General features: G+C 62.1%; 22 protein-coding genes. 12 read left to right on the top strand and 10 right to left on the bottom strand.

Going from position 1 to position 21,008, the window contains the following annotated elements; all coding sequences use genetic code 11:
• Positions 1 to 13: 13 nt before the first annotated feature.
• Positions 14 to 1,402, top strand: a complete 1,389-nt coding sequence (gene cysS, locus M2497_RS19410; RefSeq protein ID WP_248482413.1) for a cysteine--tRNA ligase — start codon at positions 14 to 16, stop codon at positions 1,400 to 1,402.
• Positions 1,403 to 1,614: 212 nt separating this feature from the next.
• On the opposite strand, the gene M2497_RS19405 is transcribed toward cysS, so the two are convergent.
• From M2497_RS19405 to M2497_RS19395, 3 genes are all read right to left on the bottom strand, one after another.
• Positions 1,615 to 1,950, bottom strand: a complete 336-nt coding sequence (locus tag M2497_RS19405) for a hypothetical protein (RefSeq protein ID WP_248482411.1) — start codon at positions 1,948 to 1,950, stop codon at positions 1,615 to 1,617.
• Between the two features lie 300 nt (positions 1,951 to 2,250).
• Positions 2,251 to 2,949 (bottom strand): peptidase E, encoded by a 699-nt coding sequence (locus M2497_RS19400; protein ID WP_248482408.1) that lies wholly within the window; start codon positions 2,947 to 2,949, stop codon positions 2,251 to 2,253.
• Positions 2,950 to 2,993: 44 nt separating this feature from the next.
• On the bottom strand, positions 2,994 to 3,545 hold the full coding sequence (locus M2497_RS19395) for a dihydrofolate reductase family protein (protein WP_248482406.1): 552 nt from the start codon (positions 3,543 to 3,545) through the stop codon (positions 2,994 to 2,996).
• Between the two features lie 112 nt (positions 3,546 to 3,657).
• On the opposite strand from M2497_RS19395, the gene lepB reads away from it, so the two are divergent.
• Together lepB and M2497_RS19385 are read left to right on the top strand one after the other, a co-directional pair.
• Entirely contained in the window at positions 3,658 to 4,326 is a 669-nt protein-coding gene (gene lepB / locus M2497_RS19390) for a signal peptidase I (RefSeq protein WP_248482404.1), read from the top strand.
• 50 nt (positions 4,327 to 4,376) lie between these two features.
• Positions 4,377 to 4,835 carry an HIT family protein gene (locus M2497_RS19385; RefSeq protein WP_248482402.1) on the top strand — a complete coding sequence of 153 codons (459 nt, stop codon included), beginning with the start codon at positions 4,377 to 4,379 and terminating at the stop codon, positions 4,833 to 4,835.
• 126 nt (positions 4,836 to 4,961) lie between these two features.
• Here the strand turns inward: M2497_RS19385 and M2497_RS19380 are convergent, their stop codons facing one another.
• From M2497_RS19380 to M2497_RS19350, 7 genes are all read right to left on the bottom strand, one after another.
• The gene (locus tag M2497_RS19380; protein WP_028616866.1) at positions 4,962 to 5,300 is read right to left on the bottom strand and encodes a Na+/H+ antiporter subunit G; all 339 of its coding nucleotides are present in this window, start codon (positions 5,298 to 5,300) and stop codon (positions 4,962 to 4,964) included.
• Entirely contained in the window at positions 5,297 to 5,575 is a 279-nt protein-coding gene (locus tag M2497_RS19375; protein ID WP_003192168.1) for a K+/H+ antiporter subunit F, read from the bottom strand. The genes M2497_RS19380 and M2497_RS19375 overlap by 4 nt, the downstream gene beginning before the upstream one ends.
• A complete protein-coding gene (locus tag M2497_RS19370) occupies positions 5,572 to 6,060 on the bottom strand; it encodes a Na+/H+ antiporter subunit E (protein ID WP_248482400.1) in 489 nt (162 codons plus the stop codon). Before M2497_RS19370 ends, M2497_RS19375 begins: the two co-directional genes overlap by 4 nt.
• Positions 6,057 to 7,739, bottom strand: coding sequence for a monovalent cation/H+ antiporter subunit D (locus tag M2497_RS19365; protein WP_248482398.1), 1,683 nt, complete (start codon positions 7,737 to 7,739; stop codon positions 6,057 to 6,059). Before M2497_RS19365 ends, M2497_RS19370 begins: the two co-directional genes overlap by 4 nt.
• Positions 7,736 to 8,080: a Na+/H+ antiporter subunit C gene (locus M2497_RS19360; protein ID WP_003192163.1), complete on the bottom strand. Its 345-nt coding sequence runs from the start codon at positions 8,078 to 8,080 to the stop codon at positions 7,736 to 7,738. The genes M2497_RS19365 and M2497_RS19360 overlap by 4 nt, the downstream gene beginning before the upstream one ends.
• Positions 8,080 to 11,001: a monovalent cation/H+ antiporter subunit A gene (locus tag M2497_RS19355; protein ID WP_248482397.1), complete on the bottom strand. Its 2,922-nt coding sequence runs from the start codon at positions 10,999 to 11,001 to the stop codon at positions 8,080 to 8,082. The genes M2497_RS19360 and M2497_RS19355 overlap by 1 nt, the downstream gene beginning before the upstream one ends.
• A 215-nt stretch (positions 11,002 to 11,216) precedes the next feature.
• Positions 11,217 to 12,146: a DMT family transporter gene (locus M2497_RS19350; protein WP_248482396.1), complete on the bottom strand. Its 930-nt coding sequence runs from the start codon at positions 12,144 to 12,146 to the stop codon at positions 11,217 to 11,219.
• A 92-nt stretch (positions 12,147 to 12,238) separates the two neighbouring features.
• Here M2497_RS19350 and M2497_RS19345 point away from each other — a divergent pair, with 92 nt between their 5' ends.
• The 9 genes from M2497_RS19345 to M2497_RS19305 all read left to right on the top strand — a co-directional run bounded on the left by M2497_RS19345 (position 12,239) and on the right by M2497_RS19305 (position 21,005).
• Complete coding sequence (locus M2497_RS19345) at positions 12,239 to 12,802, top strand: XRE family transcriptional regulator (protein ID WP_248482395.1); 564 nt, start codon at positions 12,239 to 12,241, stop codon at positions 12,800 to 12,802.
• A gap of 156 nt (positions 12,803 to 12,958) precedes the next feature.
• The gene (locus M2497_RS19340) at positions 12,959 to 14,155 is read left to right on the top strand and encodes an SfnB family sulfur acquisition oxidoreductase (RefSeq protein WP_248482394.1); all 1,197 of its coding nucleotides are present in this window, start codon (positions 12,959 to 12,961) and stop codon (positions 14,153 to 14,155) included.
• Between the two features lie 11 nt (positions 14,156 to 14,166).
• Entirely contained in the window at positions 14,167 to 14,493 is a 327-nt protein-coding gene (locus M2497_RS19335) for an acyl-CoA dehydrogenase (RefSeq protein ID WP_248482393.1), read from the top strand.
• Positions 14,493 to 15,926, top strand: a complete 1,434-nt coding sequence (locus M2497_RS19330; RefSeq protein WP_248482392.1) for an LLM class flavin-dependent oxidoreductase — start codon at positions 14,493 to 14,495, stop codon at positions 15,924 to 15,926. Before M2497_RS19335 ends, M2497_RS19330 begins: the two co-directional genes overlap by 1 nt.
• Before the next feature lie 112 nt (positions 15,927 to 16,038).
• Positions 16,039 to 16,941 (top strand): acyl-CoA synthetase, encoded by a 903-nt coding sequence (locus tag M2497_RS19325; protein WP_248482390.1) that lies wholly within the window; start codon positions 16,039 to 16,041, stop codon positions 16,939 to 16,941.
• A complete protein-coding gene (locus tag M2497_RS19320; RefSeq protein WP_248482388.1) occupies positions 16,938 to 17,711 on the top strand; it encodes an ABC transporter ATP-binding protein in 774 nt (257 codons plus the stop codon). The genes M2497_RS19325 and M2497_RS19320 overlap by 4 nt, the downstream gene beginning before the upstream one ends.
• Entirely contained in the window at positions 17,708 to 18,589 is an 882-nt protein-coding gene (locus M2497_RS19315) for a branched-chain amino acid ABC transporter permease (RefSeq protein ID WP_058423839.1), read from the top strand. The genes M2497_RS19320 and M2497_RS19315 overlap by 4 nt, the downstream gene beginning before the upstream one ends.
• Before the next feature lie 4 nt (positions 18,590 to 18,593).
• On the top strand, positions 18,594 to 19,643 hold the full coding sequence (locus tag M2497_RS19310) for a branched-chain amino acid ABC transporter permease (protein WP_248482386.1): 1,050 nt from the start codon (positions 18,594 to 18,596) through the stop codon (positions 19,641 to 19,643).
• A gap of 21 nt (positions 19,644 to 19,664) precedes the next feature.
• Complete coding sequence (locus M2497_RS19305; protein ID WP_248482384.1) at positions 19,665 to 21,005, top strand: ABC transporter substrate-binding protein; 1,341 nt, start codon at positions 19,665 to 19,667, stop codon at positions 21,003 to 21,005.
• The last annotated feature ends 3 nt before the right edge of the window (positions 21,006 to 21,008 follow it).

The raw sequence follows: 21,008 nt of genomic DNA, 5'->3' as shown, positions 1-21,008 counted from the left end.
TAAGGGAATTGTCGTGTTAACGATCTACAACACACTCAGCAAGACCAAAGAAGTCTTCAAGCCGCTGGACGGCAACAAGGTGCGCATGTACGTGTGCGGCATGACCGTGTACGACTACTGCCACATCGGCCACGGCCGCAGCATGGTTGCCTTCGACCTGGTGACCCGCTGGTTGCGTTTCAGTGGGTATGACCTGACCTATGTGCGCAACATCACCGACATCGACGACAAGATCATCAACCGCGCCAACGAAAACGGCGAGTCGTTCGACGCGCTGACCGAGCGCATGATCGCCGCGATGCACGAGGACGAGGCCCGCCTCAATATCCTCAAGCCGGACATGGAACCGCGTGCCACGGACCATATCCCGGGCATGCACGCGATGATCCAGACCCTGATCGACAAGGGTTACGCCTATGCGCCGGGCAATGGCGACGTGTACTACCGCGTCGCCAAGTTCATGGGCTACGGCAAGCTGTCGCGCAAGAAAATCGAAGACCTGCGCATCGGCGCGCGTATCGAAGTCGACGAAGCCAAGCAGGACCCGCTCGATTTCGTACTGTGGAAAGCCACCAAGCCCGGCGAGCCGAGCTGGGAGTCGCCATGGGGCGCCGGGCGTCCGGGCTGGCACATCGAATGCTCGGTGATGTCCACCTGCTGCCTGGGTGAGACTTTCGACATTCATGGCGGCGGCAGCGACCTCGAGTTCCCGCACCATGAAAACGAAATCGCCCAGAGCGAAGCCGCGACCGGCAAGACCTACGCCAACGCCTGGATGCACTGCGGCATGATCCGCATCAATGGCGAGAAGATGTCCAAGTCCTTGAACAACTTCTTCACCATCCGCGACGTGCTGGAAAAGTACCACCCGGAAGTGGTGCGTTACCTGCTGGTATCGAGCCACTACCGCAGCGCCATCAACTACTCGGAAGACAACCTCAAGGACGCCAAGGGCGCCCTGGAGCGGTTCTACCATGCGTTGAAAGGCCTGCCGACCGTAGCGCCGGCCGGCGGCGAAGCCTTCGTGGCCCGCTTCACCGAAGTGATGAACGACGACTTCGGCACCCCAGAAGCTTGCGCCGTGCTGTTCGAGATGGTGCGCGAGATCAACCGCCTGCGCGAGAGCGACCTCGACGCAGCGGCCGGCCTGGCGGCGCGCCTGAAAGAGCTGGCCAGTGTGCTTGGGGTTCTGCAAATGAAGCCTGAGGACTTCCTGCAAGCCGGCGCCGAAGGGCGTGTGGATGCGGCTGAGGTCGATGCGCTGATCCAGGCGCGCCTGGCGGCGCGTGCCGGTAAGGACTGGGCGGAATCCGACCGTATCCGCGACCAACTCACCGCGATGGGTGTGGTGTTGGAAGACGGGAAGGGTGGGACGACGTGGCGGTTGGCGGATCAGGCTTGATTGGTAAACGCTGAACGAAAAACGCCCCGACTGGTTCGGGGCGTTTTTTTGCACATCGGTTTAACGTTTCACTCGATCCACTGTGGGAGCTGGCTTGCCTGCGATGACGGCGTGTCAGTCACCGGAAATGTTGACTGACCCACCGTCATCGCAGGCAAGCCAGCTCCCACATTTTTTGCCGTGCCCACTTTGCGAACTCTTCGGTTTCAGATTTATGTGTGAGTTGGATGGTCTTTGAGGCTTAGTGTTTTATCCACCATTAGCTGTATCCCCTCCAGCATCCGACACATTCCCAAGGCCACGCTGCGAGGATTGCCGTCGATCTCAAAAGCCAAATGGCTTGCCAGCGCTTGAACCGAGGCAAGATCCTCCGACGCGTTGACCAGCAGCGTCTCGATGTCTAATCCTTCGCGTACAGTAAATAAACTATGGTCCTCAGTAGAAGGCTCTGGTTTCTCAGGTGGATTCAGATAGTGGTTAATTGCTCGATGAGCCGCAGTATGAAACGCGGCTGAGTCTAATGGCGGATTCGGACTGTCTTTAATCATGGCAAAGCTCCTAGAGTATTGGAGCCACCACCCATCGCTGCGAAACGACATTCGGGTGGCAGCTGTACGCAGGTTCGCAGACCGGGACTCTAGGCACCCGGCATACCCGAAGGTATCCCGCGCACAGCCGCCATAACATCAGGCATAAAAAAGCGCCCGCTATCTGAGGTGGACGCTGTGCGTCTAGAGTTTAACCGGGCTGCGAAACCCGGTCGCTGAATTTGCAGCGACCACCGAAGATTAGGCAGCCATCTTCCGAGCGAAAACCTTAAAACGCTGTCGGAAATTTCCTAGCGGCGCTTACCCGCCTGAAGTTCGCAATATCTGTACTAGGTAGGGTGGCCTTGTACTGACTTTATAGGCGCTATTGGCTGTGTCGTTATAGATGGTCTCGTGATACTCGCCGTCCTTGAAATGCAAAGCGACGCCATCATCGACCGCGTAGGCAGGTTGTATACCCTCACGCTGAACAAGCTCGACAAACGAGGTTTCCCTTCCTGCTTCTGAGCTGAAATGCGGACACAGTGCTCCTGGCAGCAAGCCCAGGCCGTGAACCAGCGCAAACACTCCCCCTGAATCGGAATGCCCATGCTCGCACCAGCAAATGGCGCCTGCACTGACACCACACAGGACTTTGCCGTTTTCCCAGGACCTCTTCAGATGGTCCACTACAGCAAATTCGCGCCAGATCGCCAACATCGCGCGGGTATTTCCGCCTGGTACGTAAATAATGTCGGCTTGCTCAAAGAGTGATGAAACATGATTGGCGTTGGGGAAGGGTGAAATGAAAAATGCCAGCGCGGTTACACGGCAGCCAGCGCTTTCATATTTGGTGGTGAAATCGGAAATCTTGATTCGGTCATCGCCATTGGCGGTAGAGATGTAGAGCACAGTAGGGTGCGTTTTGCCTGATGACGCGACGATATGTTTATCGATACGCGTCATACGCTGCATGTCTTCGGTGGACTCGCCGCCGATAACAATAATGTGCTTAGTCATCCTGACCCCCTGTCCGTCTTGCGCGATGTGAGTGTCTGCCGCCGCTATGAAGATTGCATCACTTGATACCGACTTTGAACAAAACCATTGTCCGACTCATGCGTGCCGATATGGCGAAGCTCAAGTTCTCGACCGATCTGGCTGAAGAGTGGGATCCCTTGCCCGAGTAAAACCGGGATACGCGTAATGATCAGCTCATTCATCAGGCCCGCTTCAAGAAACGCCTGGATCGTCTGGCCTCCGTCGATATAGAGGTGCTTCATGCCGCGCTCGGCTAACGTTGCCACGAGTGAGGTGACGTCTCCTGCCATGACCTCGACCTTGCCCTCCAGATGCGCAGGGATTTGCAGAGGCTGATGGAAGAGCGCAATGACCGGCGTACCCTCATAGGGCCACTCCGCAAAGGACAGTACCTTCTCCAGGGTCTTGCGTCCCATCACCAGTGCATCCACCGTGGCGATGAAACTTTCGTAAGTCACACCGTTCAACTTGGCGGTTTCATACTCCGGCCGGTGCAACCAGTCGATATCACCGTCCGGGCGGGCGATGAAGCCATCGACGCTGGCGGCGATAAACACCGAACATTTGATATCCATGGCGAAAACTCCTTTTTGTGCGCTTGGACGCTAATGTTGATTTAATCCTCGCGTGAAACAACCGGGCGTCTGGGAAACAGCCCTGATGCCCCTGTCTGCCGTGCGAGGATGTATGCGAAGTTGGTTGATCCGTTACCGTTACGCAATCATTTTCTGGTTGTGCTTCGGCGTTTTCCGCACCTCCCTGGCGGACTGGAATCCCATTCCCTCCGGCTCCATGCGCCCGACCTTGCTGGAGGGCGATGTGGTGTTGGTCAATCGTGTGGCCTACGACCTCAAGCTGCCGCTCACGGACATTTCCCTGGCCCAGCTCGATAACCCCCAACGTGGCGATGTGGTGACGTTCTCGTCGCCCAAGGACGGCATGCGCCTGATCAAGCGCATCGTCGGCATACCCGGTGACACCCTGGAAATGAAAGATGAGGTGTTGTGGGTCAACGGCGTGCCTGCCACCTACAGTGATGCGCAGGACATCAGCGAGCCCATCGTTCCCGGCCATGCGGTGCCGGGAATCAAGCTGAACGAGTTGGCGGCCAACCGGCAGCGCACGGTGCAGTTCATGCCGACGGTGCGAGCGATGCGCAGTTTCGGGCCGCTGGTGGTGCCGGCCGACAGCTATTTCATGCTCGGGGACAACCGCGACAACAGCGATGATTCCCGGTACATCGGCGTTGTGCCACGCCGGCTGTTGATCGGGCGGGCGCATCATGTGCTGGCGTCGGCGCAGATTCTGGGTGATTGGATGCCGCGGTTTCGCAGGTTTGGCTCGCCTATCTTGTAATGGAAGTTGTGCTATTTGAAGGCCACCAAGAACCACTGATGGAGACTCGAATGACGTGTATTTTCTGCAGCATCGTCCAAAAGACTTCCCCGGCGCACATCCTGTGGGAAGACGACCAGCACATGGCCTTCTTATCGATCTTCCCCAACACCCCGGGTTTCAGCGTGGTGATCCCCAAGCAGCATTACGGCAGCTATGCGTTTGCACAGTCGGATGAGGTGTTGGCCGGGCTTGCCGTTGCAGCGAAGAAAACCGCGCTTCAGATCGACCGTGCGTTTCCCGATGTGGCGCGCACCGGGATGATCTTGGAAGGGTATGGCGTGGATCACCTACATGCGAAGCTGTTTCCCATGCATGGAACCGGCGGCGACAGTACCTTCAAGCCGTTGAGTTCGAAGGTGGACAAGTTCTTCGAGGCGTATGAAGGGTACATCTCCTCCCACGATCATGTGCGGGCCGATGATGAGGGGTTGGCGGAATTGGCGGCGCACATCAGGTCTTTTGCCTAGCGCCAATCCAAATGTGGGAGGGGGCTTGCCCCCGATAGCAGTGGGTCAGCTACAGGTAAGCTGACTGATCCACCGCCATCGGGGGCAAGCCCCCTCCCACAGTTTTGACCGTGTTTTCTATAGGGATCAACGGCGGCTGCTGACTTCGGCGGGTACATCATCGCCAGCCATGCGCTTGCGGAACAACGCCGTGCGCGCCAACAGCAACGTGGTCACCGGCACGGTGATCGACAGCAGAATCGGAATCAGCCACCCGTGCAACACCGGCCCGGACTTGAGCACCGAAAAATAAATGATCGACGCCAACGCCACACACCACGCTCCCAGCGTCGATGCGAGTGCCGGCGGGTGCATGCGCTGGAAGAAGTCCTTCATGCGCAGCAACCCGATCGCGCCAATCAATGCAAACACACTGCTGAGCACCAGCAGCACGGCCACGACGATTTCCATCCATAACGGCATCATTCAATCACCTCCCCACGCAGCAGGAATTTCGCCAGGGCAAACGAGCCCACGAAGCCGAACAGCGCGATCAGCAGCGCCGCTTCAAAGTAGGTGTCACTGGCATAACGAATGCCCAGCGTCAGCATCATCAACATCGCCAGGATGTACAGGTAGTCCAGCGCCAGTACCCGGTCCTGGGCTGATGGGCCTTTGAACAGGCGCACCAGGGTCAGCACCATGGCCAGGGAGAACAGGAACAGGCTGAACAGGATCGCATTGGCGAGCAGGGCGCTCATTCGAAGATCTCCATCAGGGGCCGCTCGTAGGCGGACTTGAAGTGCTCGATGAAAGACGCTTCATCCTCCAGGTCAAACACATGCAGGAGCAGGATGCTGCGGTCCAGCGCCAGTTCCGACCAGATGGTGCCAGGCACCACTGTGGTGATCATCGACAGCGCGGCCAGGCCGTTGGCATCACGCAAGTCCAGGGGGATCTTGATGAAGCGCGAACGCGGCGGGCGGGAGCTACACATCAGCACGCCCCAGGCCACTTGCAGGTTGGAGACGATCACGTCGCGGCCCACCAGGAAAAACAGGCGGATGATCACGCCAGGGCGGCGGATACGGATGGGCAACGGCCGCAACGGCGCCATCAGCAGCGGCGCGAGAAAGCCCAACAGCGCGCCCAGCAGCAGGTTGCCGGGGCTGACGGACAGGTTCAGCACCAGCCACAACACCCACAACGCCAGGGACAACCACGGGGCAGGGAACAGTCGTTTCATGGCTGTACCTCCAGTGCGGCAGCCTTGGCTTCAGGACTCGCCACCGGCCGCGTCGCCATCACCGCCATCACGTAGTGTTCCGGGTTGTTCAGGCTGACGGCGGTGGCCTGGGTGTAGCGCATCAGCGGCTCGGCCTTGAAGGTCAGCAGGATGCTCAAGCCCAGCAGGAAGAAGATCGGCAAGCACTCGTAGCGACGCAGCAGCGGCGAAGGGCGTTCCTCAGGGGTCCAGAAACGCTGGATGCCCAGGCGTGCGAAGGCAATCAGCGAGGCCAGGCCGGAGAGAATCAGCAGCGCCACCAAGCCCCAGGCGGCCGGTCGGATCGGTTCGTCAACACTGACGCCCAGGCCCAGCGGATTGACCAGCGCACTCAACAGACTGAGCTTGCCGATAAACCCGGAGAGCGGCGGCATGCCGATAATCAGCAGGGCACAGGCAATAAAGCTCAAGCCGAGGAACGCCATGGTCCAGGGGATCACCTGGCCGACCACGGCTTGCTGCTCGTCATCGAGGTTGACGCCAGGGCGCGGATGCAGGGATTCCATGGCCTTGGGCAGCGCATCGATCTCTTCGTCCAGCGGCAGGTCATTGGCCGAGCGCGAACGTTCGATCAACTCGGCCAGCAGGAACAGCGCGCTCAAGGCCAAGGTAGAACTGACCAGATAGAACAGCGCGCCCGCCGTCAGGCTTGGCTGGGCAAACCCCACTGCGGACAACAGAATTCCCGCCGACACCAGGATGCTCAAGCTGGCCATGCGCTCCAGGCGCTGCGCCGCGACCATCGCCAGCGCCGCGCAGATGATGGTCGCCATGCCGCCATACACCAGCCAATCCCCACCAAACAGCGCCGACGCCCCGGCCTGGCCGGAGAACAGCAGGGTCCACAGGCGCAGCACGGTGTACACGCCAACCTTGGTCATGATCGCAAACATCGCCGCCACCGGCGCACTCGCCGACGAGTAGGCGGGCGCCAGCCAGAAGTTCAGCGGCCACATGCCGGCCTTGGCCAGGAACGCCGTCGCCAGGATCGCCGCCCCAGCGTGCAACAGGCCACGATCAGCCTCCGGCACCAGTGGGATTTTCAGCGCCAGGTCAGCGAAGTTCAGCGTGCCGGTGACGCCGTAGATCATCGCCGCGCCAATCAGGAACAGCGACGATGCCAGCAAGTTGATCGCGATGTAATGCAGCCCCGACGACACTCGCGCACGCCCGGAGCCGTGCAGCATCAGGCCATAGGAGGCCGCCAGCAGCACTTCGAAGAACACGAACAGGTTGAACAGGTCGGCGGTCAGGAACGCGCCGTACAGGCCCATCATCTGGATCTGGAACAGCGCGTGGAAGCTGGTGCCCGCGCGATCCCAGCGGGCCATGGCGAACAGCAGCGCACTTACGCCGATGATCCCGGTGAGCACCAGCATCAGCGCCGACAGTTGATCCACCACCAGCACAATGCCGAACGGCACTTGCCAGTTGCCCGGCAGGTAAACCCCAATCGAGCCTGGGCCGCCTTTTTGCGTCCAGTACAGCAGCAGGATGGCGATGCCCAGGCCGATGACGCTGGAGAACAGATTGATTTTCGCCTTGAGCGGGCGGCGCTTTTCGCCAAGCATCAGCATCAGCGCGGCCGTCAGCAACGGCAGCAGGATCGGTGCGACGATCAGTTGATTCACCCAATTCATTCCTTGGGCTCCCGGCCGTCCACATGGTCGGTGCCGGTCAGGCCCCGTGACGCCAGCAGCACCACAAGGAACAGCGCGGTCATGGCAAAGCTGATCACGATGGCCGTGAGCACCAGGGCCTGGGGCAGGGGATCGGTGTAGTTGAGCAGGTCTTGCGGCACGCCGTCCTTGATGATCGGCTCCTTGCCGATAAACAGGCTGCCCATGCTGAAAATGAACAGGTTGACCCCGTATGACAGCAGGCACAGACCCATCACCACCTGGAAGGTCCGTGGTCGCAGGATCAACCAGACGCCGGAAGCCGCCAGGACTCCAATGGCAATTGCGATGACTTCTTCCATCAGGCGGCTCCTTCCGTTGCGGCAACCACTTTGGCCTGGTTGCTCGGTTTATGGGCCCGCACGGACTGGTGGCCGAGGGCAGTGAGCATCAGCAGCGTCGAGCCAACGACCATGGCGTACACGCCGACGTCGAAGAACAGCGCGCTGGCGATATGGATGTCGCCGAGCAGCGGCAGGCTGAAATGCCAGGTGTGAGTGGTGAGGAACGGGTAGCCGGCGAACAACGCGCCGAGCCCGGTCAGGGTTGCCGACAGCAGCCCGAAGCCCATCCAGCGCATCGGCCGCAGGCTCATTTGCGCCTCGACCCACTGCGTGCCAGCGACCATGTATTGCAGGATAAACGCCACCGACATCACCAGGCCGGCAACAAACCCGCCACCCGGTTGGTTGTGGCCGCGCATGAACAGGTAGAACGACACCACCAGCGCAATCGGCAGCAGCAGGCGCACCAGCACCGCCGGCACCATCATGAAGCCCAGCGCGGTGTCGCTGGCCTGGCGCGGGTTGACCAGGTCGGTGGCCACGTCCGGCGCCAGCTGGCGCTGTTGCGGCGGCAACTCCATGCTCTCTTTTGAAGGGCGGAAGCGCCGCAGCAGGGCGTACACTGTCAGCGCCACGGCGCCGAGCACGGTGATTTCACCGAGGGTGTCGAAGCCCCGGAAGTCCACCAGCATCACGTTCACCACATTGCTGCCGCCGCCCTCGGGCAGGGCGCGGCTCAAGTAGAACGAGGAGATATCGTTGGGCGTCTGGCGGGTCAGCATCGCGTAGGACAGCAACGCCATGCCGCCGCCCACCACGGTGGACAACAGGAAGTCACGCAGGCGACGGATGCGCGCCTTGCGCAGCGAGCTGGGCAGCGGCGACACCTCTTCGATCCGCCGTGGCAGCCAGCGCAGGCCGAGCAGGATCAGCACGGTGGTCACCACTTCGACCACCAACTGGGTCAGCGCCAGGTCCGGTGCCGAGAACCACACGAAGGTCACGCAGGTCATCAGGCCGCACACGCTGACCATGGTCAGGGCCGCCAGCCGGTGGTACTTGGCTTGCCAGGCGGCGCCGAGGGCACAGGCAATCGCCAGCAGCCACAGGGTCACGAATACGATGGAACCCGGGATCTTCGGTCGGTCGCCCCAACTGAGGCCACTGTTGAGCATCGGGATCATGCCGCCGACCACCGCCACCAGCACCAGCAGGAACAACTGGGTCTGCAGGCGCTTGGTGCTGATGCGTTTTTCGATCCTGCGCACGCCACGCATCATCACCACCAGGCTGCGCTCGAAGCCGCGCTTGCCGTTGAAGTAGCTGATCACAGGCGGGTATTTGAAGCGACCCCGCTTGAGTTGCTTGCGCAGCAGCAGGTACAGCACCACACCACCGGACATGGCCACCAGGCTCATGATCATCGGTGCGTTCCAGCCGTGCCAGATCGCCAGGCTGTACTCGGGCAGCACACCGCCCACCACCGGCAACGCAGCGGCGGCGAGGATCGAGCCGACCACCTGGGCCGGGAAGATGCCCACCAGCAGGCAGGTGAACACCAGCAGCTCGACCGGTGCGCGCATCCAGCGCGGTGGTTCGTGAGGCGTGTGCGGCAAGTCGGTCGCGGGCGGGCCGAAGAACACGTCGACGGTGAAGCGCAGGGCGTAGGCCACGCTGAACGTACCGGCGATGGTCGCGATCAGCGGCAGGGCGAACTCCACCCAGGCGGTCGAGGTGATGAACACGGTTTCGGCGAAGAACATCTCTTTGGACAGGAAGCCATTGAGCAACGGCACGCCGGCCATGGACGCACTGGCCACCATCGCCAGGGTCGCGGTAAACGGGATCAAACGCACCAGCCCGCTGAGCTTGCGGATGTCCCGCGTGCCGCTTTCGTGGTCGATGATGCCTGCAGCCATGAACAGCGAGGCCTTGAACGTGGCGTGGTTGAGGATATGGAACACGGCTGCGACGGCGGCCAGCGGGCTGTTCAGGCCAAGCAATAAGGTGATCAGCCCGAGGTGGCTGATGGTGGAGTAGGCCAGCAGGCCCTTGAGATCATTCTGGAACATGGCGCAGTAAGCGCCGAGGAGGAGGGTGAGGGCGCCGGCACCGCCGACGATCCAGAACCATTCTTCGCTGCCGGACAGCGACGGCCACAGGCGGGCCAGCAGGAACACGCCGGCCTTCACCATCGTTGCCGAATGCAGGTACGCCGACACCGGCGTAGGGGCCGCCATCGCGTGGGGCAGCCAGAAGTGGAAGGGGAACTGCGCGCTTTTGCTCAAGGCGCCGATCAGCACCAGGGCCAGCATGGCCGGGTACAGCGAATGCGCGCGGATCTGCTCGCCCGCCGCCAGTACCTGGTCCAGGTCATAGCTGCCGACGATATGCCCCAGCAACATTACGCCCGCCAGCAGGCACAGGCCGCCGGCGCCGGTGACCATCAGCGCCATGTACGCCCCACGGCGCGCATCGGCGCGGTGGTGCCAGTAGCCGATCAGCAGGAACGAGAACAGGCTGGTCAGTTCCCAGAAGAACACGATCTGGATCAGGTTGCCGGAGATCACCAGCCCGAGCATGGCCCCCATGAAGGCCAGGAAAAACGCGAAGAAGCGCGGCACCGGATCGTCCGGCGACATGTAATAGCGCGCATACAGCGACACCAGCGTGCCGATGCCCAGCACCAGCATCGAGAACAGCCAGGCAAACCCATCCATGCGCAGCACGAAGTTCAGCCCGAGGCTGGGCAACCACATGAATTCTTCGCGGATCACGCCACCGTGGGCGATCTGGGGGTAGAGCAGGGCGACTTGAATGGTGCCGACCAGGGCCACAAGGCCGGCCAGCAGGGATTCGGTGTTACGTGCATTGTGCGGCAGCAAGGCCGCCAGACAGCTGCCAATGAACGGCAGAAGCAGTAGAACTATCAGGGACATAGGCTTCTAATCTGCGGGAGTTTGGGATGCATCATACGTGCCGCTTTCACGATCACCAAACGGCAAGATGTGGCAGGATCCTACAAGCTAAGCCGAAATCGCCCATTTGGCATTGTTTCAGGTAACCCGATTCGGGCAAGCGACACCGCCCCCCCCCTGTGGGAGCCGGGCTTGCCCGCGATGGCGATCTGACAGCCACTGCAAGTACTCGGACCTTATCCCTGCTGTTCCTGTTCCCTCTCATCGCGCAATTCCAGGGCCTTCTGCCCCTTGGTCTTCATCTCGCTGACAATCACCGCCAACACAATCAACGCCGCCCCCACCATCGCGATCGGCGGGAAGCGTTCCCCGGCAATCCGCCCGACCACGCCGGCCCACACCGGCTCACCGGCATAAATCAACGTGGCGCGGGTCGGCGAAACACTTTGCTGCGCCCAATTCATCGCCACCTGGATCACCGCACTGGTCAAGCCCAGGCCCACCGCGCTGAACACCAGCAACCACGAAAACCCCGGCAGCGCCTCGCCCATCGGCACCACCATCAGGAATGACAACACCGACGCCGTGGCCAGTTGCACCACGGTGACGCGGCGTACGTCCACTTGGCCGGCATAGGCGCTGATCAGAATGATTTCGGCCGCTACCGCCATTGCGCAGATCAGCGTGGCGATTTCACCGGGGCTGAAATTGAAGGACGCGCCCGCCGGCCCGGTCAACAGCATCAGCCCGGTAAACGCCAGCATGATGCCAATGCTCGGCATCAGCGTCGGCCGCCGCCCCAGTACCAACCACTGCAATAACGGCACGAATGGCACATACAGCGCGGTAATAAACGCCGACTGGCTGCTGGGAATGCTCTGCAAGCCGATGGTCTGCAAGCCGTAGCCAAACATGATCGACACGCCGATGAACACCCCGGCCTTCAACTCCAGCAGGGTCAGGTCGCGCAGGGTGCGCAAGGTAAAGAACCCCACCACAATCGCCGCCGCCGCAAAGCGCAGACCGACAAAAAACATCGGCCCACTGACCGTCATCGCATGTTGCACCAGCAAAAACGTGCCGCCCCAGATCATGGTGATTACCACCAGGATGCATTCGGCTTTGCTGAAACGGTTGAAACGAGGGGAGGCGGTCGGGGTGGTCATGGCGGCTCGGTCTTGCAAGGGAAAGGCACGGACCGCACAATGCGCCGCACGCTGGGCAGTATACTGCGCACACCCACCCATTGAGCAATATAGTGCACAAAGAAAATCCACACCGGGCTTCGGTCCTGCAGCACGTCAGCCAGAACGTCCGTCGCCTGCGCCATGCGGCCGACCTGAGCCAGACCGCGCTCTCGGAAAAGTCCGGGGTCAGCCGGCGCATGCTGGTGGCCATCGAGGCGGGAGAGAAGAACGTCAGCCTGTCCACCCTCGACCGCGTGGCCGAAGCGTTGGACGTGGCTTTCAGCGACCTGATCCAAGCGCCCGATGCCCCCGACCACAGCCGCATCAATGAACTGGCCTGGGCCGGTGACATTCCCGGCAGCAAGGCGGTGTTGCTGGCCAAGGCCACGGCGCGCCGCGAGGTCGAGTTGTGGGAAATGCAACTGGAGCCGGGTGACCGCTACAGCCCTGACCCCGACCCGGATGGCTGGAGCGTGCAGTTGTTCGTATTCCAAGGCTGCCTCACGCTGTTGGTGGGCGATGAAGAAAAGCACGTCGCCGCCGGTGAGTTTTATATGTTTGCCAGCCGTCACGTGCATGGCTACCGCAATGACGGCGACGTGGCGGTGCGCTTTGTGCGCAATGTGGTGATCTAACTGTTCCAGCGGCAACAGTGGATGGACACTTTGCTGGTTTGAAACGCGCTCGACTGCGTTGAAATGCCAGCAACTCGCTGATTTTATTGGCGACTGGATTCAGGCACGACTCCTGCAATCACCCAGGTCATCCCCCTCGGAGCCTGGAGTCGGCCCATGTCAGCCCACCCTCAACACCCTGCCCATATCATCCGCTCGGACGCGGAAGCCATCGAGGTCGCCACGCGCCTGGCCAAACGCTTTGCCGTCGAGGCCAGTGCGCGCGACCGTGAGCGGCGCCTGCCGGTGGCCGAGCTCGACGAGTTCTCCGCGAGCGGCCTGTGGGGCATCACTATTCCCAAAGCGTACGGCGGCGCAGGCGTGTCCTATGTGACCGTGGCCGAGGTAATCAAGCTGATCTCCGCCGCCGATCCGTCCCTGGGGCAGATTCCGCAGAACCACCTGGGCGTGGTGGACATCCTGCTGCAAACCGCGACCGAGGCACAAAAACGGTACTACTTCGGCAAAGTCCTCCAGGGCTATCGCTTCGGCAACGCCTTCTCCGAAGCCAAGAGCAAGAACGCCGGCACCTTCGACACGCAGATTCGCTTCCATGGCGACACCGCGCAAATCAACGGCGAGAAGTTCTACTGCACCGGCGCGCTGTTCGCCCATCTGGTGCCCACCGTCGGCAACAATGAGGACGGCCAGGCCTTTATTGCCTTTGTCGAACGCGACGCGCCCGGCCTGAACGTGATCGACAACTGGGACGGCTTCGGCCAGCGCACCACCGCCAGCGGCGGCGTGACCCTCGATGGCGTCAGCGTGCCCTTGAGCGCGGTAATCCCGGCCCACCTGGCCTTCGACCAGCCCACCGCCAACGGCCCGATCTCGCAGATCATTCAGGCGGCGGTCGATACCGGTATTGCCGTTGGCGCTTTGGAGCAGGCGAAAATCTACGCACGCCAGGCGCGGCCCTGGATCGACAGCCAACAGGATCACGGCTGGCAGGACCCGTTCACCATCGCCGCCATCGGTGACTTGGAATGGCGTGTGCACGGCACCGAAGCCATCCTCGCCAAGGCCGGCCTGGCCGTAGACCGTGCCCTTGCCGAGCCCAATGAAGACACCGTCGCCCACGCTTCGCTGGTGGTCGCCCAGGCCAAAGTGCTGTCCGCCGAAACCGCCTTGCTCGCCAGCAGCAAACTGTTCGAACTGGCTGGCACCCGCTCGGTCACCGGCAAGCACAACCTCGACCGCTTCTGGCGCAACGCGCGCACCCACACCCTGCACGACCCGGCCCGCTGGAAATACCACCTGATCGGCAACTACGTGCTCAACGGCGTAAAACCTGCGCGCCACGCCTGGAACTGAGGAGCTCACCCATGACCGCATTGAACCTTGCGCGCCAACTGCTGGACAGCACCCGCCGCCACGTTGAAAACAGCACCGACCCCTACGTGATCAGCCGTTTCGGCGACTTGCAGATTCGCGTCGATGTGGCCGCGGCCTTGCTTGAACGCGCCGAAACCCACCCCAGCCCCGTGGCTGCTACCGAAGCGCAGATCGCTGCCGGCGAAGCCCTGATCGCCGCGAGCAACGCCGAGTTCGAACTCACCGGCCAACGCACCGCACTGCCGTCGAGCCTTGATGACCCGCTGCGTACGAAGTACCAGATCGTCGGTAACTACCACCTCAACGGAGTGCTTTGATGTCCCGTGAAATCCGCCTGAATGCCTTCGACATGAACTGTGTCGGCCACCAATCCCCGGGCCTGTGGGCGCATCCACGTGACCGTTCGTGGCAGTACAAGGACCTGGAATATTGGACCGACCTCGCCAAAATCCTTGAACGCGGAAAGTTCGACGGCCTGTTTATCGCCGACGTGCTGGGCATCTATGATGTGTACAACGGCAACGGCGACGCGGCCATTCGCCAGGCGACGCAGGTGCCGGTCAATGACCCGCTGTCGTTGATCGCGCCGATGGCCCTGGTCACCGAACACTTGGGCTTCGGCCTGACCGCGTCGTTGTCGTTCGAACACCCGTACCCGTTCGCCCGCCGTCTCTCCACCCTGGATCACCTGACCAAGGGCCGCATCGGCTGGAACATCGTCACCTCCTACCTGGAAAGCGGCGCCAAGAACCTCGGCCAGAAAGCCCAGACCGAACACGATGCGCGCTACGACTACGCCGAGGAATACCTAGAGGTCTGCTACAAACTCTGGGAAGGCAGTTGGGAGGAGGGCGCCGTGTTGCGTGATCGCGAACGGCGGATCTTCAGCGACCCGAGCAAAATCCACGAGATCCGCCATGTCGGCAAACACTTCCAGGTGCCCGGCATTCACCTCTGCGAACCTTCGCCGCAGCGCACGCCGGTGCTGTACCAGGCGGGCGCGTCCAGTCGTGGCAAGCAATTCGCCGCCGAACAGGCCGAGTGCGTATTCGTCGCCGCGCCGTCCAAGGTGCTGCTGAAAAAGACCGTCGCTGACATCCGCCGCCGTGCCGCCGAAGCCGGGCGCGATCCGAAAAAAATCCTGATCTTCAACTTGCAGACCGTGATTGTCGGCGAGACCGATGCCAAGGCCAAAGCCAAGTTCGAGGAGTACAAATCCTACGTCAGCTACGAGGGTGCGATGGCGCTGATTTCCGGCTGGACCGGCATCGACTTCAGCCAGTTCAAACCCGATGCACCGCTCAAACACGTGCACACCAACGCCATTCAATCGGCGGTAGAGGCGTTCTCGACGGCCGATCCGAACAAGGTCTGGACCCCGAATGAACTGGCGGACTGGGTCGGTATCGGCGGCTTCGGCCCGCTGTTCGTCGGCGGCCCGGAAACCGTCGCGGACCTGTTGCAGGAGTGGGTTGAAGACACCGATGTGGACGGCTTCAACCTGGCCTACGCGCTGACCCACGAAACCTTCATCGACGCCGTCGACCTGCTGGTGCCGGAGTTGCAGAAGCGCGGGGTGTACAAGACCGAGTATGCCCAGGGCACGTTGCGCGAGAAGTTGTTTGGCGACGGCGCAAGGTTGGCCTCCAACCACCCTGGTGCCGGCTACCGCAATTTATCTGACGCGCACATAACCAATGTGGGAGGGGGCTTGCCCCCGATAGCGGCAGTCCAGTCAAAGCACTTGTGACTGACACACCGCCATCGGGGGCAAGCCCCCTCCCACAGTAGATCGGTGTTGATCCAAATAATCCAGCCAGCGGACCACCGCACGCACACACACCAATAGGAGCACTACCCCTATGAGCGTGCACGAACTCAAACGCCCACTGGCCGTGGAGTGGCCCGCCGAGTGGCTCGGCCACCTGCCCAAGGCCCTCGAACAACTGCACCACTGGGCGCAGATCACGCCGCTGCATAGTGCCCTGCGCCACAAGCGCCGGGGGCAGTGGTGCGCATGGCGCTGGATCGACGCCTTGCGCGATGTGGAACGCCTGGCCGATGGCTTGTGCCAGCAGGGGTTCAGCGAGCAATCGCGGCTGGCCCTCAGCGGTGCGTTCGAGCCGAACCTGCTATTGCTGGCGCTGGCGGCGCACAGCATCGGCGGGCAGGTGCTGACCCTGGCCGATGACCTGGAGCCCGAGGCACTGCAACAGCACCTGTGGCGCATTCGCCCGAGCCATTCCTATGTGCAGGGCCGCCAGCCCGCGCGGCATTGGCAGTCGGCCAATCTGTTGGATTTCGCCCAGTTGCTCGGCCCGTTGGCGCCGACGCAACACCTTGCACGCTGGTGGCAGCCCAAGGGTGAAACCCTGTTGTGGAGCGAGGAAGGCACTCATTGGCAGGGCGGCCTGGCCGTGGTGCTGGAGCAATGGCTGAACAGCGGTCACGGCCTGGCCTTCCCGGAAAGCCTGGCCTCGGCGCGGCGCGACCGCAGTGAAGTCGCGCCCACCGGCCTGCTGTTGTCGCCCGCCCGCTTGCAGCACCTGGCCGATGAGATCGAAAGCCGCCTGGCGCCCCACGGCACCTGGCGCCGACGCCTGTGCGACTGGGCCATCGCCCACCCGCAAAGTGGCTTGCGGCGCCTGCTGAAAAACCGCGTGCGCCGGCTCCTGGGGTTCCAGCGCCTGGCGTACATCTGGCAACCCGTCAAAGCCACGCCTTCACCGGTGTGGCTGGCGGAATTCAAACGGGACATCGCATGAGCCAGGCCATTTTGCAGGTGCGGGATATCTCGCTGTCGTTCAAGGGGGTCAAGGCGATCAATGCCCTGTCCTTCGAGGTGCTGCGCGGCGAGATCTGCGCGCTGATCGGTCCCAATGGTGCCGGTAAAAGCTCGTTGCTCAACGTGCTCAACGGCGTGTACCGCTTTGATGCCGGTGAGATCGTGTTCGAGGACCAGCACTTCCACCGCATCGACCCGTTGGGCGCCGCGCGCCGCGGCATTGGCCGCACCTTCCAGAACAACGCGCTGTTCAAGAAGATGAGCGTGCTCGACAACATCCTCACCGGCCTGTCGCGGCATATGCGCAGCAGCTTTATCGAACAAGCCCTGGGCTTGCCTCGCGCACGCCGCGAAGCCAAGGCGTTCCGGTTGCGCGCACAGGGCATTCTCGAATTCCTGGAGCTGCAAGCCCACCGCGATGTGCTGGTGGGCAACCTGTCCTACGGCCTGCAAAAGCGCGTGGAACTGGGCCGGGCGTTGATCGCAGGGCCGAGCTTGTTGCTGCTGGACGAGCCCATGGCCGGCATGAACGCCGAAGAAAAACAGGAAATGGCGCGCTTCGTCGCCGACGTCAACCGCGACCTCGGCACCACCGTGGTGTTGATCGAACACGACATGGGCGTGGTCATGGGCCTGTCCGACCATGTGGTGGTGCTCGACTACGGGCGCAAGGTCGGTGACGGCACGCCGGCTCAGGTCCAAGCCAATCCCGAGGTGATCGCGGCCTACCTGGGAGTGGTAAACGGATGACGTTTTTCTTTGAAACCCTGCTCGGCGGCCTGCTCGCCGGCACCATGTATTCGCTGGTCGCCATCGGCTTCGTGCTGATCTACAAGGCCAGTGGCGTATTCAATTTTGCCCAGGGCGCGATGCTGCTGTTTGCTGCACTGACCTTCGTCAGCCTGCATGACCAGGGCGTGCCGTTTGCCCTGGCGTTGCTGCTCACGGTGATCGTGATGAGCGTCGGCGCGCTGCTGATCGAGCGCCTGGTCCTCAGGCCACTGGTGAACCGTTCGCAGATCACCTTGTTCATGGCCACGCTGGGCCTGTCGTTCATTATCGAAGGCCTGGCCCAGGGGTTGATGGGCTCCCAGGTGCGGGCGCTGGACCTGGGCATCGACGACGTGCCGCTGTTCGTCGGCCCGCTGATGCTCAGCCAGTTCGACCTGATCGCTGCCGCTGCGGCGGTGGTGCTGGTGACGGTGCTGGCGCTGCTGTTCAACAAGACCCGCATCGGTGTGTCGCTGCGCGCGGTGGCGGATGACACCACGGCGGCGCTGTCCATCGGCATCAACCTCAACCGCATCTGGCAGATCGTCTGGGCCGTGGCCGGCATCGTCGGGCTGGTGGCCGGGTTGCTGTGGGGCGCGCGCCAGGGCGTGCAGTTCTCGCTGTCGCTGGTGGTGCTCAAGGCCTTGCCGGTGTTGATCATCGGCGGGTTTACCTCGATTGGTGGGGCGATTGTCGGCGGGTTGATCGTCGGCGCGGCGGAGAACCTGGCCGAGGTGTACATCGGCCCGTTGATCGGCGGCGGTATCACACCGTGGTTCGCCTACGTACTGGCCCTGGCCTTCCTGTATATCCGCCCCGCCGGCCTGTTCGGCGAGCGCGCCATCGAGCGAGTCTGAAAGCATGTCGATCCCTCTTGTACAACACACCGCGCCGTTGCTGCTGATTCAGCGGCGCATTCCCTGGGCCTTGATCGGCCTGTTGGCACTGGCTTTTATCGGGGTGCCGCTGTGGGGCAATGACTATTGGCTGAATGCGATCCTGATCCCGTTCCTGGTGCTGTCCCTGGCGGGGCTGGGTCTGAACCTGCTCACCGGCTACACCGGGCAGACCTCGGTGGGCGCGGCCGGCTTCATGGCCGTCGGTGCGTTTGCCACCTACGGTTTTCTGCTGCGCCTGCCGGAGCTGGGTTTGCCCGTGGCGCTGCTCGGCGGCGGGGTCATCAGTGCGTTGGTCGGCCTGCTGTTCGGCCTGCCCAGTTCGCGGATCAAGGGCTTCTACCTGATGGTCACCACCCTGGCCGCACAGTTCTTCCTGGAATGGCTGTTCGTCAAGTTTCCCTGGTTCTACAACTACGGTTCGTCCGGGACCATTTCCGCGCCCAGGCTGGCGCTGTTCGGTCATGACCTCAACACACCATTGGGCCGCTACCTGCTGACCCTGGTCACCGTGCTGCTGCTGACCTGGACCGCCCTCAACCTGGTGCGCAGCCAGGTCGGGCGCAACTGGATGGCGATCCGCGACATGGACACCGCCGCCGCCGTGGTCGGCATCCCGGTGGTGCGCTACAAGCGCCTGGCGTTCGCGGTCAGCTCGTTCTACTTAGGTATAGCCGGTGCGCTGTGGGCCTTTGCCTACCTGGGCACGGCCAGCGCCAGCAGCTTCGATATCAACCGCTCCTTCCAGATCCTGTTCATCATCATTATCGGCGGCATGGGCAGTATCGCCGGCAACTTTGTCGGCGCGGCCTTTATCAGTTTGCTGCCGATCTTCCTCAGCCACGCCGGGCAGGCACTGTTCGGCGGCTCGGTGGATGCGGGGCAGTTGCAGAACCTGCAGAAAATCATTTTTGGCGTGTTGATCATCGTGTTCCTGATCAAGGAGCCCGAGGGCTTGATTCGCCTGTTGCACAACCTGCGTGACCGCGTGCGGCAGTGGCCGCTGCGTTTCTGACATTCCCTTAAGAGAATCCCTATGCGTGCATCCTTGAAACGTTCCTTGATCGGCGCCGCGTTTACGCTGGCGACCCTGGCTGGCGCCGTGCCCCAGGCGATGGCTTCGCCGGACCAGCAATTCATTCCCCTGGCGACCTACCGTGTGGGCGCCTATGCGTCCAGCGGCGTGCAGGTGTGGGCCGGGATGATCGACTACCTGCGTTATATCAACGAGGTCGAAGGTGGCATCAACGGCGTCAAACTGGTGTGGCAGGAATGCGAGACCGAGTGGACGGCGGAGAAGGGCATCGAGTGCTACGAGCGCTTCAAGCATGGCCTGGATGGCGCGCCGGTCGCGGTGTACCAGCCCAATGGCGCGCCGGCGGCGTATGCGCTGAGCGAGCGGGCCGAGGTGGACAAGATCCCGCTGATCACCCTCGGCTACGGCCGCACTGAAGCCACCGACGGCACGGTGTTCCCGTATAACTTCCCGGTGATGCTGACTTTCTACAGTGAGGCCTCGACGCTGGTGAACTACATCGCCGAGCGTGAAGGCGGTTTCGACAAGCTCAAGGGCAAGAAGATCGCCACGGTCTACCACGACTCGGCCTACGGGCGCGAAACCCTCGGCCCGCTGAAGTTGCTGGCGGAAAAATACGGCTTCGAAAACATCCAGATTCCGGTGGCCGACCCCGGCAACGAACAGTCCGCGCAATGGCGCCAGGTGCGCCAGGCCAACCCGGATTGGGTGTTCCTGCGCACCTGGGGCGTGTCCACGCCGGTGGCGGTGAAGACGGCGGCGCGCTTCGGCTTCCCGGTGGACCACATCATCGGCGATATCTGGGCCAGTTCCAGCGAAGACGTATTGCCCGCCGGTGCCGCCGCCAAAGGCTACATGGCCCTTACGCCATACCCGGCCGGGGCGGATTTCGAGATCCACAAACGCCTCAAGCAATACATCCTCGACAAGGGCCACAGTGACCTCAAGGACCTGAAGAACTTCGGCAGCGTCTACTACAACTCCGGCCTGGTGAACGCCGCCGTGGCGGTGGAGGCGATCCGCACCGGCCAGGCCAAATTCGGCAAGCGCCCGCTCAATGGCGAAGAAGGCCGCTGGGGCCTGGAACACCTGAACATCGACGATGCGCGCTTGAAGGACATGGGTTACCTGGGCCTGATGCAGAACCTCAAGCTGTCGTGCCGCGACCACGAGGGTGGCGGCTCGGCGCGGGTGCAGCAGTGGGACGGCGCCAATTGGACGCTGATCAGCGACTGGATCGCCGCCGACCGTGCGCTGTTGCGTCCGTTGATCGATGAAAAGTCCGCCGCCTTCGCCAAGGAAAAAGGCCTGACGCCACGCACCTGCACCGGGGATGAATAAACC

The sequence above is a fragment of the Pseudomonas sp. CYM-20-01 genome (assembly GCF_023169845.1).
Classification (GTDB): domain Bacteria; phylum Pseudomonadota; class Gammaproteobacteria; order Pseudomonadales; family Pseudomonadaceae; genus Aquipseudomonas; species Aquipseudomonas azotoformans.
Note: the sequence above shows the minus strand (reverse complement) of the source record. Positions and strands in the feature narration are given on the sequence as shown.